Source organism: Mucilaginibacter sp. (genome assembly GCF_039921305.1).
GTDB lineage: Bacteria > Bacteroidota > Bacteroidia > Sphingobacteriales > Sphingobacteriaceae > Mucilaginibacter.
Map to the genome: position 1 here is coordinate 1 of NZ_JBDSCA010000009.1, position 17,444 is coordinate 17,444.

The window sequence follows — 17,444 nt, forward strand, 5'->3', positions numbered from 1 at the left end:
ATATGATGAAATATTATATGGATATTCTGGAAGATGCCGCAAAGTACCATCTGCTGGTTAACTTTCATGGCGCTACCATACCCCGCGGATGGGCCCGTACTTATCCCAATTTAATGAGTACCGAAGCCGTATACGGTGCCGAATGGTATAATAATAAAAACGTCCTAACGGATAAGGCAGCCGCGCATAACACTACTCTTCCATTTACACGGAATATAGTAGGCTCTATGGATTACACGCCGGTAACGTTCTCCGATTCGCAGCACCCGCATATCACTTCCTTTGCCCATGAGCTGGCTTTGGCCGTGGTATTTGAATCCGGGCTACAGCATTTTGCAGACCGGCCTTCCGCCTATTATGCTTTGCCCGAAGAACCCCGGAAATTTCTAAAGGATTTCCCGACCACCTGGGACGAAACGAAGCTGATCAACGGCTATCCGGGTGAAATGGTTGTTATAGCCCGGAGAAAAGGCAAACTCTGGTATGTTGCAGGGCTTAATGGGAAAAATACTCCGCAAACGCTCAATCTTGATCTTAACTTTTTAGGCAACTCAGACTATTCTTTCCAAATATTCAAAGATGGAATAGACACAAAGGCCATTACAAGTGAAACCGTAAGTGTCAAAAAATCAGATACGCTGCAAATCCAATGTCTTCCGATGGGTGGTTTTGCAGGGTTGATCAGTGAGAAAAACTCAAACACATTTAAATAAAAAACAATATGAAACGCAGGCAACTTTTAAAACATCTGGCAGCTTCCATTCCGGCAGTGGCATTAGCAAAGCATATTAATGCTGCTGACATCATGTTTAATAACCATGAATTTATGGCTCCAGGGCCATTTAAACCCACTTGGGATTCTCTTTCTTCCTATCAAACACCTGAATGGTTCCGTAATGCAAAATTTGGCATATGGTCGCATTGGGGGCCGCAATGCCAGGCAGAGCAAGGGGACTGGTATGCCCGTGGTATGTATGAAGAGGGCTCCAATTATTATAAGTGGCAGGAAGCCCATTATGGGCATCCCTCCAAAGCAGGTTTTAAGGAAGTAATACACGATTGGAAAGCCGAAAATTGGGATCCGGAGAAGCTTGTGGCACTGTATAAACGTGCAGGAGCACAGTATTTTTTTGCCATGGCCAATCACCATGACAATCTTGACTTATGGAACAGTAAATACCAGGAATGGAATTCAGTTCGTGTTGGCCCTAAAAAAAATATTGTTGCAGGTTGGGCGAAAGCAGCGAAAAAACATGCGCTTCCATTTGGGTTGAGTGTTCATGCATCTCATGCATGGATGTTCTACGAAACCTCGCAGGGTTCGGATAAAAGTGGCCAATTTGCTGGCTTGCCCTATGATGGCAAGCTTACAAAAGCAGATGGAAAAGATACCTGGTGGGAAGGGCTTGATCCTCAGGAATTGTATGCCCAGAATCATCATTTAAGCAAAGGCCTTGATTGGGATTGGCAAGATAAAACGAACTGGCCCTCACCGGCGTATTGCGAAAAATTTTACGATCGCACTATGGAACTGATCAAATTATATAATCCTGATCTGATCTATTTTGATGATACAAGCCTCCCCCTTTACCCGGCAAGCGATGTAGGATTAAGAATTGCAGCCAATTACTATAACCAAAGTATGGCTACGCACAACGGAAAACTTGAAGCGGTTTTGTTTGGAAAAAAACTTACAGATAAGGAAAAGAAATGTATGGTTTGGGATGTAGAGCGCGGCGTACTGGATAATGCACAGGCTAATCCATGGCAAACATGCTCTTGTATTGGAAACTGGCATTATGATAGGGGGTTATATGAACGTAATGGATACAAGTCTGCCAAAACAGTTATTCAAATGCTAATTGATATTGTTAGCAAAAATGGCAATCTTCTGCTTAATATCCCTGTTCGCGGCGATGGAACTATAGACGAAAAAGAAGTTGCGATTGTGGAAAGCATTGCTGCCTGGATGGATATTAACAGCGAAAGCATATTTGGCACACGTCCGTGGAAAGTTTTTGGAGAAGGACCCTCGGTAGATGCTTCTAATCCAATAAATGGGCCGGGCTTTAACGAAGGGAAAGTTAAATTATCAGCAAAAGATATACGTTTCAACCAAAAAGGAAATATTCTTTATGTTACAACGCTTGGCGTTCCTACCGAAGATATTTTAATAAAGTCGCTCGGTAAAAACGCGGACGATAGTAAGATCAAAAAAATTGAAATACTTGGCAGTAAAGAGGCAGTTTATTGGGAACAAAACGCTGATTCGTTGATGATCAAAAAACCTCAAACAGTCCCGAACGATATTGCAATGGTATATAAAGTTCAAAAATAACAGGAATGTTAGTTTTAGGTTAGAATGTGCCGGTAGTAATTATCAACGGCGATACATTACTGAATAAAGATCCGTATCAGGTTGTACCTTCCAGGATACCTTCCAGGATACCTTCCAGGATACCTTAAGGTAGAAACAGGAAAAGGAATACAGAATTGAGATCAGGTTTTCGGCAGTTTTGACTGGGCAAATGTCAGTTTAAAATAGGAGATCCCTGTAATAATAAGACATTCGCCGAACGGAAACGTGTTTAAAACGAGATATAGTGCTATTATGACCATGGGAAAATCATTGATAATTATGAAGTGCGTTTTGCAATTCATACATTAAAAGACGGGAATCAATTGCGGAAGAAGTAGTTCGCATTATGCAAGATAGAAATTGCAGTTATGCCGTTGGTCTTGTAAAAAAATGAAAAAAAAATTAATAATATTAAATTCCACGATGAAAAAGCTATTACCCCTTTTCAGTTTGTACCTGTTCCTGTTCACCGCAACAAGCTTGAAAGCGCAAGACCCTAAGCTTACGCGTTTATACGCACAAAAAGCCACTAATCCCATTATTTATGCAGATGTACCAGACATATCAATAGTACGTGTAAGCAATAGCTATTACATGAGCAGCACAACGATGCACATGAGTCCCGGTGTGCCGATTATGAAGTCGAACGACCTGGTGACCTGGAAGACGGTGGGTTATGCATATGATACTTTAGCAAACATTGACGCAATGAATCTCACAAATGGAAAAAATGCATATGGGGAGGGTTCGTGGGCAAGTTCTATTCGTTTCCATAATGGCACCTTTTATGTAAGCACATTTTCTGCAAATACCGGCAAAACGCACATTTACAGTACTAAAAACATCGAAAAAGGCCCATGGAAAGCCAGGTCATTTGCCCCCGACCTGGGTGATCACTCCTTGTTTTTTGATGATGACGGAAAGGTTTATATGATTAGCGGGAGCGGAGATTTAAGGTTAATTGAATTAAAGGACGATCTTTCCGGTATAAAGCCTGGCGGAACGGACCAGGTTATTATTAAAAAAGCAAACGTGCCTTCGGGCGGTACCGGCCTCGGTCCGGAGGGCTCTCAGCTGTTTAAGATAAACAGCAAATATTATCTTTTCAATATTACATGGCCACCGGGCCACGTACGCACTGTTATCATACACCGGGCAGATAAGATCACCGGCCCGTACGAAGGACGAATTGGCCTCCAGGATCTGGGTGTGGCGCAAGGTGGATTGGTCGAAGCGCCAAATGGGGACTGGTATTCTTATTTGTTCCGTGATTATGGCTCGGTGGGCCGTATTCCTTATTTGGTCCCTGTAAAGTGGGAGGATGGGTGGCCCGTTTTGGGCACTAACGGCAAAGTGCGCGATACCCTCGACCTGCCGGCCGGTAAAGGTTTGATCCCGGGCATTGTTGCTTCAGACGATTTTTTCCGTAAAAAAGGCGAACGGGCCTTACCACTGGTTTGGCAATGGAACCACAACCCGGATAATAGCTTGTGGTCTGTTACAGCGCGAAAAGGGTATTTACGACTCACCACCGGCAGGATCGACACCGATTTCGTGATGGCACGAAATTCATTAACGCAGCGGACTATTGGCCCGGTATGCTCTGGGACAGTTTCGCTCGACATTTCTAATATGAAAGATGGTGATTTCGCGGGTTTGGGCCTTTTGCAAAGAAATTACGGGTTGGCAGGTGTAAAAATAACCGGGGATAGCAAAGCTGTCGTGATGATCAATGCAAGTACCGGAAAACCTGTAGAAGCACAAAAAATCCCCTTGAACCAAAAGGTAGTATACTTTAAGGCGGAATGCAATTTTACGAATAGAAAAGACGTGGCCAATTTTTTTTACAGCCTGGACGGGAAAACATGGATACCATTGGGCACACAATTAAAAATGGCCTATACCTTCCCGCATTTCATGGGCTATCGTTTTGCGTTGTTTAATTATGCTACAAAAAATATAGGAGGGGCGGCCGACTTCGACTTTTTTCATATAACAGATTCCATTTCCCAGGAAAAATAAAACCCATGAAAACCTAGTTAAATGAGGGTAGACGGATGCGCTAAGGAGACTGTGCGCCCGTTTAAATCATTTTAGCGGTGACGATGCAATAAAATGGAGAAGTAAGCTGCTTTAAATTCGTCTACTACTATATCATCTTCGTTAGGCACATCAAATTCATGCTTGTTACGACATGTATTTTGGTGGTAGTAATCTCCTGCGGTACTGTTCTGGTTATTGCCTTCAGGGCAACCGTAGCACTTTTGAGGGATATTTTTTTTTCATCAATGTCACCAACTGTTGCAATACGTTTAGGCAAAAGATAAAACCCAAGAGAACATGATGCAGACACGAAATTTGTGTTTTCTTTTTCCCTTTGTGTCTTGGAAGTGCTGCCCAGGGTTTAACCGATCACTGAGCTGGATCAATATTTCAGACGGGCGCAGCCTAAGCCCCCATACAACGAAAAAAGAAATAAAGGACATTAGGGCGCTTGGCACGAACCTGAAACCATGTTGTATGCATAGAATATTGCTTTAAATATTGACAATTAGTTTCTGGAGGGATTGGCAAGGCATATGTCATTTGTTATACACGTTCAGGTAAGCGGACAGGATAAATGTCCTTTGTAAATCTTTATAAAACTCGGTTCAATATATTTCTCAGAATATTTTCGTGCAGATACACGGAGATCCGGTTCCGTTTTAACCTCAAACCGCAACTGAGTACTTTTTTAGTCAAAATGTACATTTTGTCCCCTGTTTTGGAAGCTTATGCCGCTATCCCGATATTTTTATTGCATATAGTTTTGAAAACAATAATAACAAGTCATTGGGGTGGGGCCTACTTGTTACAATCGATAGTCCTTTACCTATTACTTTAATAACCAATTATTAAAACCCAATTATGTTGAGAAAAATCACTATCTGGCGGTGCCATAAGCGTTGCATCGGGTATTGTTTTTTATATTTTCTAAAGAAACAGACAGAGCTCCAAATTTAATTTACCATATGAATAACATCAATTACGTTACCTGCGCCGATATCGGCGGCTCACATATAACCACCTCGATCGTCGATCTTAATGATCAAAGCGTTATACGGGATACATTTTCCAGGAAGGAAGTGAACGCCAAAGGTACCTGGCCAGATATTAGGCAGGCCTGGGTGGAAACTATGAAGCTTGCGAACACAAAAGGCGGTTTCGAGGTGGAAAAGGTTGCGCTGGCTATGCCCGGTCCATTCGACTATGCGAACGGTATATCGTACATTACCGGATTGGATAAATACGAAGCGATTTATGGCTTAAATATCCGTGAACTCCTTGCCGAAGAACTTGGAATTGAGCCAGAGAATGTCCGTTTCAGGAATGACGCGGAAGCGACGATCGCGGGCGAGTTTTTCGCCGGGGCGGGAAGAGGATATGCGAACGTCATGGGGGTCACGCTGGGAACAGGGTTCGGCTCCGCGCAATTTGCATCCAATTATTGCAGGGACTTGAACCTGGGCAGCAAGGCATTCAACGACACGATCGCCGATGATTATTTTTCCACCCGTTGGTTCCTGAAGACCTATTACGAGATGACCGGAATGTCGCTTTCTAACGGTGTAAAGGAACTTTCGGAGATGAAAATGGATAATATCGCCAAAAAGATGATATTTAGTGAGTTTGGGATTAACATGGTGGATTTTTTAGCTTCACCCATTGACCAACTTAAACCGGATATATTGTTATTGTGCGGCAATATCGCCAAAGCCGCCCCATTTTTTTTACCCTATCTCAGGAAACATTTAAATGTGCCTATCGAACTCGCCACTTTGGGGGAACAAGCACCGTTAATTGGTGCGGCGGCGGTGTTCCAATATGAACAAATAATGCGAAATTCTTAGGAGATCGGAGCACAGGGTGCTGTTAGAAGGATCAACAGAATCCAATTTTAATAAATATGTTGCTGGCTTGAGCCAGTTGAAATTGTAAATGACTGAAAAAAAAATCACCTTTTTTTATGAAAAAAATAACATTCATAGTTGCGATAGTGGTGTCCTGGAATGCGGCCTGGGCCCAGAAGAATCTAACGCTTTGGTATAATAAACCCGCGCAAAAATGGGTTGAAGCATTGCCCTTGGGTAATGGTCGTTTAGGGGCGATGGTCTTTGGCCGTACAGATGAAGAACTGATCCAGTTGAATGAGGGTTCTTTATGGTCGGGTGGGCCGGTGAAAGCCAATGCGAACCCCGGCGCTTTCCAAAATCTGCAGCCACTTCGCGAAGCATTGTTTACCGAAGATTATATAACAGCGGAGGCCTTATCCCGTAAAATGCAGGGAGATTTTAGTGAAAGTTACCTGCCTCTTGGAGATCTGCTGATCCGCCAGGACTTTGGAAAAAAAGAACCTTTAGCTTATTACAGGGATCTAAGCTTAAATAACGCGGTAGCCACAACACGGTTTGTTATAGATGGGGTGACCTATTCAAGGGAAATTTTCATATCCACTCCTGCTAATTTATTGGTGATCAAATTAAGTTCGTCGAAAACAGGAGCACTTGTATTTGACCTAAAACTTAAAAGCCTGCTGGCCAGATCCGTGAGCGCATTGGCGAAGGATCATTTCGTTCTGGATGGCAAGGCTTCGGACCGCGCTGCCCAGGGTAATTATAACCAAAAGGGCCGTCAGGACATTCAATTGACGGACACTGCATGTAGCGGCATGCGTTTTAGAATAGACTTAAGAGCCAAATTGAAGGATGGGACGATAAGCACCGATACATCCGGAATTCATGTCAAAGGCGCTACAGAGGTAATCTTGTATCTCGCGGCAGCTACCAGTTTTAATGGTTTCAATAAATGCCCTGACACCGAAGGGAAGAACGAAAAAGCCATTACGGACAGTTTGATGAATCGTGGACTTGGGCAATCCTACGAGCAGTTGAAATCAACGCACGAATCAGATTACCGGCATTATTTCGATCGGGTTTCACTGAATTTGGATACCGATCAATCAAGTCAAGCCATGGACACGAAACCCTGGGACGAACGCCTGAAAGCCTATTCTGCCGGAGGTCGCGATCCGAAGCTGGAGCAATTATATTATCAATACGGGCGCTACCTGCTGATCTCTTCATCACGACCAGGTGGGGCGCCGGCAAACTTACAGGGCCTTTGGAACAAAGAGCTTCGTGCGCCTTGGAGGTCGAACTACACCATCAATATCAATACCGAAATGAATTACTGGCTGGCGGAACAGACCAACCTTTCGGAAATGCATGCACCCTTACTTAACTGGATCGCAGAGCTGGCACAAACCGGGAAAGTCACTGCCGGAGAATATTACCATGCCCGGGGCTGGGTTGCACATCATAATTCCGACATTTGGGGCCTGAGCAATGCGGTAGGTAATAAAGGCGGTGCACCTAACTGGGCAAATTGGTATATGGGTGGTAACTGGCTTTGTCAGCATTTATGGGAGCATTATTTGTTTACAGGCGACCGGACTTTTTTAAAAGAAAAGGCCTACCCTGTGATGAAAGAAGCCGCGTTATTTACGTTAGATTGGTTAGTGAAAAAGGATGGTTTTTGGGTCACTGCACCTTCTACTTCCCCCGAAAACCAATTTTTGTTTAACGGAAAGGCCTACGGTGTTACCGTTGCATCCACAATGGATATGTCTATATGCTGGGACCTGTTTTCCAACCTGATCGAAGCTTCGCGTGTTTTAGGGATCGATGCGGATTTCCGCGGGGAACTGATAGAAAAAAGATCCAAATTATTCCCATTAAGGATCGGGAGCAAAGGCCAGTTATTAGAGTGGTCCAAAGACTATAAAGAGGCAGCGCCACATCATCGACATGTTTCTCAATTATTTGGATTGCATCCCGGGCATCAGATATCACCGCTCACGACCCCTGAATTAGCGCAAGCCTGCAAAACATCACTTGAACTTCGGGGAGATGAAGGGACCGGTTGGAGCAAAGCATGGAAAATTAATTTCTGGGCGAGGCTTTTTGACGGCGACCACGCTTATAAAATGATCCGGGATATTTTACGGTTTACGGACGGAGAAGCTGGTGTTGTTGGTGGCGGAACTTATGCGAACTTTTTTGATGCACATCCACCTTTCCAGATCGATGGTAATTTTGGAGCGACAGCCGGTATGACAGAAATGCTGTTGCAAAGCCAAACCGGCCAGATCTTTTTGTTACCATCTTTGCCCGGGGCATGGCAAAATGGAGAAGTGAAAGGCTTAAAGGCAAGAAATGGCTTCGAAGTCAATATCAAATGGGCCAACGGTAAAATTGTAACTGCAGATATTAAATCATTGATCGGCCAAAAATGCACGATCAGATCTTTGATACCTCTTTATGGAAAAGGGATCCGCGTAAAAAAAGAAGCGGATGACCACGGTTATATCATGTCATTTGAGACAGAAAGAGGCAAGTCCTATCATTTTTCCGCATTCTAATTGATCCTTCACGAGATCTCAGATAATTTGGGTTTTATTTATAAAACTGTTGACGAACGATATGTTAAACAACGTAAAAAAATGTTTGGGGAAAATGGTTAACTGAACCTGGTGATAGCGGCCTAGAAAATCGCCCTATCTTTCGTCTTATCTAGTATTACAGTTGCCGTTAAAAGATAAGATAAAGTAATAGCGGGTATTAGGATGCAAGAGCAATTAAAGGGAGAGTCTGGCAATATTGGGGGAATAATTATCTATGAAACGCGATGGATTTCCTGAACACGGATTTTCCTAGCGCCCTCAATGCGCACATGATCATTTCAGTATGGGCGTCATTGGCCCTGAAACTTTGCCTTATAAGGAATTGAAATCTAAAAATATGCTGCCTGACTTTCACACCTGGCCCGAATTGGGTGTTGAAATGGCCGCCAAACCGCGATTATCCTTCAGGGTTAAAGCCTTATGATGCGTATGATCCTGAAGCGCGGGATATTTACTTGGAAATACATGAATAAGGGATTGTTTTCAATTGGTATCGACGGCTGGTGGATGGACTCTACGGAATCTGATCATCTTCAATTTAAACCTTCGGATCTTGATATCAAAACCTAACCGGGGGCTTTCCGAAAAGTGCGGAATGCCTTTCCCTTGATGACGGTAGGCGGGGTATCGCAACACCAGCGTGCGACTACAGAAAAAAAGCGTGTATTTATACTTATACGGTCCGCGTTCGTGGGACAACAACGTTACGGAGCCAACACTTGGTCGGGCGATATAACCTCATCGTGGTAGACACGAGCTATTCGTCAATATAATTAATGGCCTCATGTCAAAAAAGCAAAATTGCTATCAATGTTTGACAGGCCATTTAGTTACGTTAAATTTAGGATGCGCCGCCCTTGCAGCCGGTATTTTCATAAAGTGTTTAATTGGTTGCCATTGCGTCACATTGCCCAACGTGACGGTATATGTGCTCTATGATATGTAGCTATGGATTAAAATGCTTTTTTAATCCATTTTGCCCCCCCCTATAGGGCAGATTGTCCCCCTCTCATCTTTAAATTTCATATGATATTTGTTAAACCGATTTAGTAAGTCCTTTTAAAAAATCGACTTATTTTCTGGATGACCAGATAAACCAGTTTAATTCTTTGATGAATTAAAGCCTGAACTTTTATAAATTATAGAACCATAACTAATCCAAACCGATGGTGAGTCACGATGATGGCATTTTCACTTTTGTTTGGGGGACCAAGACAAACCAATTAACTAAACCTAGAAATTTAAACTATTTATGATGAAAAAATAACTCAACTTGAAATCCCCTAAAACCAGGGGTAACTTTAATCATACACTTTTAATTCTTAACGATAGACCAACATAACATACCCAAATCGGGTAGAGTGCCTTTTATTGTCTCTTTTTTCAAAAAAAACGCGATAGAACCAAAAGGTAATACCGGCTGCGATATGATTCTAAAAGTTTGATGAAGTTTTTGCAAATGAATACATCGATAGATTGATAGCCATACATGTTGCTAAAATAGTTTCCAAGGAAATGGTTAGTTGTTATTAATTTTTTCGCCTACGTTTTAAATCAAATAAATTATGCGTTTTTTTACCTTTTTGTGTATGTGCCTTTTCGCACTATCGGGGTTAGGTTTCGGAATGGGAAGCAAGAACATAAGTTCTGAGATTTCAATTCATAATCTTAACAGTACTTTAATAAAGGATACGGTTATTAAAGGTAAATCCATTTTGGATTCATCAAAAAAATCTTCCGCTCCTAAAAAAGCCAACCCGAAAATAATAGATGCCGGCTCAACTTTTTTAGATCCTTCAAAAATATCAAAGTTGCCTGTAGTATCATTACAGCAGTTTTTGAAAGGACAAGTTTCTGGTGTTTATGGTACAGAGCCAAGCGGCGAGCCAGGTACTGTACAAAACTTATTTATCAGAGGTATATCAATGCCTGTCTTTTCTGCGAAGGATCAATTCCAGTCGCAGCCTACCATCGTTGTTGATGGTATACCTGTTATATCATACGACCATCCGTTCGCCTATGATATTCAACAGTATGATTTTAACAGGATAGGGCCCGCAACAAATATTCTGGCAAATATCGACCCAGAAAACATTGCTTCTATTGAAGTATTGAAAGACCTCTCTGAATCCGGAAAATATGGCCCCCGTGCGGCAAACGGTATTATATCTATCACAACAAAGCGTGCGTCGTATTTAAAGAAGATCTCTTTTAATACTTATATAGGCCTTGCAACGCCCGATGCTGTAACTACACTTAACGGTGCGGATGAAAATGCCTTTAGGAAACCGTTTTATACAAAATATGCCACTTTTGATCAAATCCAGAACATTCCGGCTTATTTAAGAGATTCTTCTTATACTGTTTATTATGGCCCTTCAAACTGGACTGATCTGTACTACAAAAACACCCTGCAATATGGTTTGAATATTAGTATTACCGGTGGGGTAGATAACGCTAATTTTAGAGCGGCTGTTGGTAGCCTGCGTGATAACAGCGTGGCCGACGCTTCGGGTTTAAGTCGTTATAACGCCTCATTTATGTTAAATATGAAGCCGACAAAATGGTTGAGCTTTACAGCAACCATGAGCGCCAGCCAGCTTTGGCGCGACAGGAATAAATATTTTAGAGACCGGTTTGCCGAAGTGAGGTACCTGCCCGACCTAACTAATCCTATATCACCTAATAAAGACTACTACGCTCAATTTCTTAGAGAGTACGATAAAGCGTTCGATAACAATAAAACCAATATTGTTGACGCATCGTTTGTGACAAAAATGACTTTTGGGAAATTTAATTTTATTTCAACCTTTTCAACGGATTATAGCGGAGGTTACAGAGATATTTTTTATCCGCGTACTTTGCTTGAAACGAATAATTATGTATCTAATTATTTTGGATACAATCAACGTGTTATCATGGACAATAAGGTTGCTTATAACCTGTCGTGGCATAACACTCATTTTATTGACCTCGAAGGCGGGCAGTCAGTACAATTGGATAGATACCGTTATGATTATAGTTATGCATACAATGGTTCAAGCGATTATATTAAGCTCAATATACAAGACACTCCTAAACCAAATATTTTTGCGACTCCCACTGCAAATTCAGGAGGGTATTTATTTACAAATACCTTTAGGTTTATTGATCAAACCCAAAATAACCTGCTTTCTTATTATGCCAGGGCAGGGTATCATTATAAAGATAAGTATAAACTGTCGCTATTATTACGCGGAGATGGGTCTTCAAATCAACAACCAACAAGCCGTTGGTTCTTATCTCCAATTTTGTCAGGAGAGTGGAATATCAAAAACGATTTGCTTCCTGCTCGATCAGCGATCAGCGAACTTGCTTTAAAGACGAGTATAGGCCGTGTAGGACGTGTTCAGCAAGATGACAGATATGCGGCAGGGCCACAATATACGGTTGATATTGGTTTTACCGGCCAACCCCGTATTGGAAGTTACCAGGGTCTTGCGCCTTTAAACAGGCCTTATAATCTGGGTTGGGTTGGATATAACATTCCATGGGCTTATACAGAGCAAGAAAACGTTGGTTTGGATATGGGCTTATGGCATAACCGCCTTCGTGCATCTGTTGATTTATATTCCCGTACGGATAAGAACGAAATTATTAATGTTCCGGCTAATGCCGATTATGGTTATGCTTATGCGGCTATGCCCGGCATGAGTGTAAACAATTCGGGTATTGATGTTGAACTAAGTGCTGATATATTGCCTGCGAAGAGTAAATTTCAATGGACACCTTCAATCAGTTTCAACTTTAATCGTAATGTGTTAAAAGCTCTGCCCGGTGGTATTAATCAGTTAGTTGTAGGTACCGGTGTAAACTCAAGGTTATTGCAAGTTGGCAAATCAATTGATCAATACTGGTTATTACAAAATCAGGGTATTTATAATAGGGATAGCGAAGTGCCTGTTAATCCTAATGGGGGTGCCAAACTCAGTTTTCATGGTATCCCATTAAAAGCCGGAGACCCTAAGTGGAACGACTTGAATGGTGATTATAATATTGATGATAATGACAAGGTTTTACAAGGGCATTCCTTACCTGTTGTATCGGGTGGTATCAATAATGATTTTAGGTATAAAAGCTGGAGTTTAGGTGTTAACCTATATTATAACCTTGGCCGCAATATTATAAACCAGGCTATGGCTAACCGGTTTGATTTTATTAACCAACAAAGCGCCAATGATATCAACTCGGTAAAAGAAATTACTTTTTGGCAAAAAATGGGCGATTATAGCAAATACCCTGTTTATAACCCCTGGAGCGATGTAATTCCTTATCGTACAGATCAGGATCTGTTCCTTGAAAATGGCTCTTTTATAAAACTGCGCTCGGTATCATTAAGCTATGATATGATGGGCCTATTTAAAAAATCAAAGATCACTAAATTTTTAATTTATACCAGTGTAACTAATGTATTTACCCTTACACCATATACCGGCCGCGACCCGGAATTGGTTGACTATAAAGGGTATGATACAGGGTATGGCCAGCCTATTCCGCGCACTTATACCCTGGGTATTAAAATGGATTTATAAAAAATAGGTTTATTGTTTATCAAAAAATTAATATAATGAAAATTCGTATAATACTGATAGTAATTGCTTTATTCATGATAAGTACTTCATGTAATAAGGTACTGGATGTGCAATCCACCCGCCTTGTAAATGAGGATAATATGTGGCTTAAAGCGGCGGACGCCCAGGCTGGAGTGATTGGCGTATTTGGTTTAAGCAGAGCGGCTCTTAATGATAATGACAGACACTGGATCTATGGTGATTTGCGAACCATTCAAGGCAGGGGCGGCGATTTTAGAAGCGTAACGCGCCTTGATCTGAAAGCGGTTTCAAGCAACCAGCTTAAAGCTACTTATCCTCTTTTGGACGCTTTATCAAATTGGACAAAGTTTTATGCGGCTATCAATGCCGCCAACATATTTTTAGAGCGTGCGCCCAATATATTAAAAACCGATCCTACTTATCTTCCTTCAGATCTTAAATTAGATATAGCTAATGTACGTGCCATTAGAGCGTTCATCTATTTTTATATGGTTCGTATATGGGGAGATGTGCCGTTAATTATCACATCGCACGATGGCCAGTTTGATCATAAGCCTCGTGAAACGCAAAAGAACGTACTTACTTTTGTAGAATCAGAATTATTAGCGGTTATTCCTGATGTACCTGTTGTGTATAATTCAGATCCACTACAGCCCGAACAACCAAGAAAAGGCGCCACCTTTTTCACCTTTTATATAGATTGGCAGCCTATAAAAAAGCACGCTGCTTATGCTATACTGGCTCACGTTTATGCCTGGGAGGGTAAATATGCTGATGCTGCCATTTGCGCTAAATGGGTACTTGATAACATGCAATTAGGCGCTATGACAGCCATAAAACAGGGTATGAATTTTTTGAATATTGACCAAATGCGCCAGATGTTTAGGGGCGAGAGTGGAAATAATCAATACAATATTGTGTTTGGTTTTTCACACAATCTTGTAAACGGCGAAAGCACTACTACCGGAGCATTGGAAGAACTTACACTCGCCGCTCCTTATATTACCAATAAGGCACTACCGGCAATATATGTACCTAAAGACTCTATATTATCTGTTTTTAAGGAAGCTAATGATGTCCGTTTTTCTATCGACCCTATACTTAACCAACCATCCTCCGACAGATATTTTGGCGCCTTTGACAGAACTTTCCCAATTTTTACTAAAGTATTCATAATTACAAATCACGACCCCCCTTTGAACACATTAAATGGGGTGGGTTCTAATGGCTCCATAGCAGCTTTTGGTAGCGCGACAGTTTTTACAAGGCCCGACGATATGGAACTGTTGCTAGCTGAAGCTGATGCTGTTTTGGGAAATACTGCTGATGCTATTACATTATTGAACGCGGCCAGGGCAAACCGTGGGTTGCTGGCTTATGATGCTACAAAAAATGGTACGTTGATAGATGCCATATTTGACGAAAGGCGTAGAGAGTTAATGGGCGAGGGCCACAGGTGGTATGATTTGATAAGGTATAAAAAAATTAAAAATAACGATCCGGTATTTAACACGATGATTCAAAATGGCGCCATTTATTGGCCTATAGCCCAATCTGTATTGAGTGAAAATCCGTTGTTGGTACAAAACCCTTATTGGAATTAATAAAAGCAACCAATCATTATGAAAAAAATAGAACAATTTAACCATAATATAATCCTATTAGTGGTTTGCGTGATGCTTTTTGCAAGCTGTAAAAAAAATAACGGCGCTTATCAATATGTTAGCAATGCCAGCACGTTTAATGGTACCACATACGATTATTTGGTAAGTAAGCCGGGTGTGTATGATTCGTTGTTATTTGTTGTTAATAAGTTGGGCCTTACAGATTCACTTAAAAAAAATAAGGTTACCCTGTTTGCTGTATCAAACGCGAGCTTTCAGCAAGTTGTAAGTAAATTAAATATTGGCAGAAAACTGCTGGGCAAACCTCCCGTATACTTAAACGACATCACGATCAATCTTTTAGATAGTATGGTTTGCCGATATATTATCAGGGGCGTTTATATTGCAGATTCATTGGCGTTTACGAATGGCGTTATGCTAAATGGGGTAAGATATAATTATCCGATGAATGCTAAACTAAGCACAGCCAATGCTACAGGTGTTTTAGGCGGTGGCCCGGGTATATTAACGTTTTCGGATACTAAGAAAAGCCTTTTTACAAGTAAATGGGTTTCGGCCACAGCAAATTCAATTAATATACGTACCAATAATGGTGTTATACATGTTTTAGAATCAACGCACCCTTTTGGTTTTGGAGAATATACCAAACCTGTTCCTACACCCTTTGATAAAAGTATATACAGGCCAGCCGGTTATTCGGGGCCATTTTATTTGCCATCAACCATAGGCGCCATGACTACCATCGAAGCAGAAGATTATGATTTGGGGGGAGAAGGTGTAGCATATCATGACGCTGATGCTAAGCAAAACGGCCCGAGTGGTAGTTACCGCCCTGGTGATGGGGTGGATCTTGATGCGCAATTTCCTGTTGCTAATCAGACTCCTGATGCCTATGGCACTTATCCTTTAAGTCTTTCTCTCGGTTGGACAGCAGCCGGCGAATGGCTTGTTTATTCGATATATGTACCTGTAGAAGGTAACTATACTATAACATCAAGAGTTGGTAATCTTAGTAGCCCAGTTCACGCTATGGGTTTCCATATAGACGTTGATTATAAAAACGTAACCGGCACCCTTACTTTTTTAGGTGGGCAAGGTTGGTGGAAGTGGCTACCGATAACCAGTCCGGGTGTACATCTAACGGCTGGTAATCATTTAATGCGTTTCTTTCATGAAACAGCTGATATTCAACTCAATAACTTTGTTTTTACACGTGTTAATTGATTTTTTTATAAATATTAAATCTAAAATAAACGATATGCATAAGATATATAAATACCGGTACCTGCTCATTTTACCTTTGGTAACATTGAGTGTGTTATCCGGGTGTAAAAAATGGTATGGTGTGCCTGATGATAAAGATTATTTAAGTGAACAAATAAACTTTACTACGACTACTTTTTCACCAGTAATTGGAAGGTTAAACTTATACAGTGTTTTCAACGCAGATGGCTCTACCCAACCGCTGAGTTTCCAAATTGTAAATGTACGGGCCAACGATGGAACGGTTGACCCGGTAACTAAGGCTACCATCGGGACGCCATCAAATGATCTGACACAAGCGGTACCAACATTGGTATGGACAGGCGCCTACACCGGATCGGAAGCAAGTGTTGCAGAAATTGAAGCCAAGCGCCATCTGGAAAATCATCCCTTATTTGAAGCCAGAGGGGGCGGGCAATTAATATTGTGGCCCTCATCTACCAATACGCTGGTTCCCAGGCTGCAAGCTACAGGGTCAGTGACCGCCGGCTATCTGTTTGATGTTCAGGTTACAAATACCGGTGGAACCCGTACCATAAAAAATCTTACGATTAATCCACTTAGGGAGCGCCCTTACGAACCCTCTAACCGTGATATTGTAACCGGCACACAAACAGATTCTATTTTGCCATCTGTTTTTAATGGAATGCTTGGTGTAACCAGCAGAAATCTTTTAGCTAATAACACCGCCAATCATGGTATTTCCAGCAGTGTTTGGGTAAGGTTTAAACGAACAGGAGATGGTAATTCGCTCACGTTTAAATTTTTAGACGCCAATAAAAACCCGATTAACCCGGCCCTTTTTAATAATACCCAATGGGCCACATTGATACATGGCTTTAATATGCAGATGACCAGCCAATATGTGCGTTATGATGTCGCTTATCCAATTCCGTTGGTTATACTACCAACAAAATATACCACTAAAGATGGGTCGCAGGCAACGGCGCTGTTTAGTTATACCCGTTTAGGTTTTAATGGTATCAGAGAAACTGGTAATATGGGGTTAAACTTCAACATATACAGACAGGGAGATTGGGAAATTGATTTTCAATTTCGTACAGAGACTCCAAGATTTCAGGACGAGTTTTAATGTTTTAGAA

The 17,444-nt window shown here is 41.6% G+C and carries 10 protein-coding genes; all 10 read left to right on the top strand.

From position 1 onward, the window contains the following. On the top strand, positions 1-713 hold a 713-nt coding region (locus tag ABIN91_RS01260), incomplete at its 5' end, for a glycoside hydrolase family 97 catalytic domain-containing protein (protein WP_348047611.1). Positions 714-721: 8 nt separating this feature from the next. Then, positions 722-2,338, top strand: coding sequence for an alpha-L-fucosidase (locus ABIN91_RS01265; RefSeq protein WP_348047613.1), 1,617 nt, complete (start codon positions 722-724; stop codon positions 2,336-2,338). 444 nt (positions 2,339-2,782) lie between these two features. Beyond that, on the top strand, positions 2,783-4,381 hold the full coding sequence (locus tag ABIN91_RS01270; RefSeq protein ID WP_348047615.1) for a glycoside hydrolase 43 family protein: 1,599 nt from the start codon (positions 2,783-2,785) through the stop codon (positions 4,379-4,381). Between the two features lie 989 nt (positions 4,382-5,370). Beyond that, entirely contained in the window at positions 5,371-6,249 is an 879-nt protein-coding gene (locus tag ABIN91_RS01275; protein WP_348047617.1) for an ROK family protein, read from the top strand. A gap of 116 nt (positions 6,250-6,365) precedes the next feature. Next, positions 6,366-8,819, top strand: a complete 2,454-nt coding sequence (locus tag ABIN91_RS01280; RefSeq protein WP_348047619.1) for a glycoside hydrolase family 95 protein — start codon at positions 6,366-6,368, stop codon at positions 8,817-8,819. Positions 8,820-9,470: 651 nt separating this feature from the next. Then, complete coding sequence (locus ABIN91_RS01285; protein ID WP_348047621.1) at positions 9,471-9,611, top strand: TIM-barrel domain-containing protein; 141 nt, start codon at positions 9,471-9,473, stop codon at positions 9,609-9,611. Between the two features lie 965 nt (positions 9,612-10,576). Beyond that, the gene (locus tag ABIN91_RS01290) at positions 10,577-13,432 is read left to right on the top strand and encodes a SusC/RagA family TonB-linked outer membrane protein (protein WP_348047623.1); all 2,856 of its coding nucleotides are present in this window, start codon (positions 10,577-10,579) and stop codon (positions 13,430-13,432) included. 35 nt (positions 13,433-13,467) lie between these two features. After that, positions 13,468-15,057 (top strand): RagB/SusD family nutrient uptake outer membrane protein, encoded by a 1,590-nt coding sequence (locus ABIN91_RS01295; protein ID WP_348047624.1) that lies wholly within the window; start codon positions 13,468-13,470, stop codon positions 15,055-15,057. 18 nt (positions 15,058-15,075) lie between these two features. Then, the gene (locus tag ABIN91_RS01300; protein WP_348047626.1) at positions 15,076-16,302 is read left to right on the top strand and encodes a carbohydrate-binding protein; all 1,227 of its coding nucleotides are present in this window, start codon (positions 15,076-15,078) and stop codon (positions 16,300-16,302) included. Positions 16,303-16,336: 34 nt separating this feature from the next. Then, positions 16,337-17,434: a DUF5007 domain-containing protein gene (locus ABIN91_RS01305; RefSeq protein WP_348047628.1), complete on the top strand. Its 1,098-nt coding sequence runs from the start codon at positions 16,337-16,339 to the stop codon at positions 17,432-17,434. The last annotated feature ends 10 nt before the right edge of the window (positions 17,435-17,444 follow it).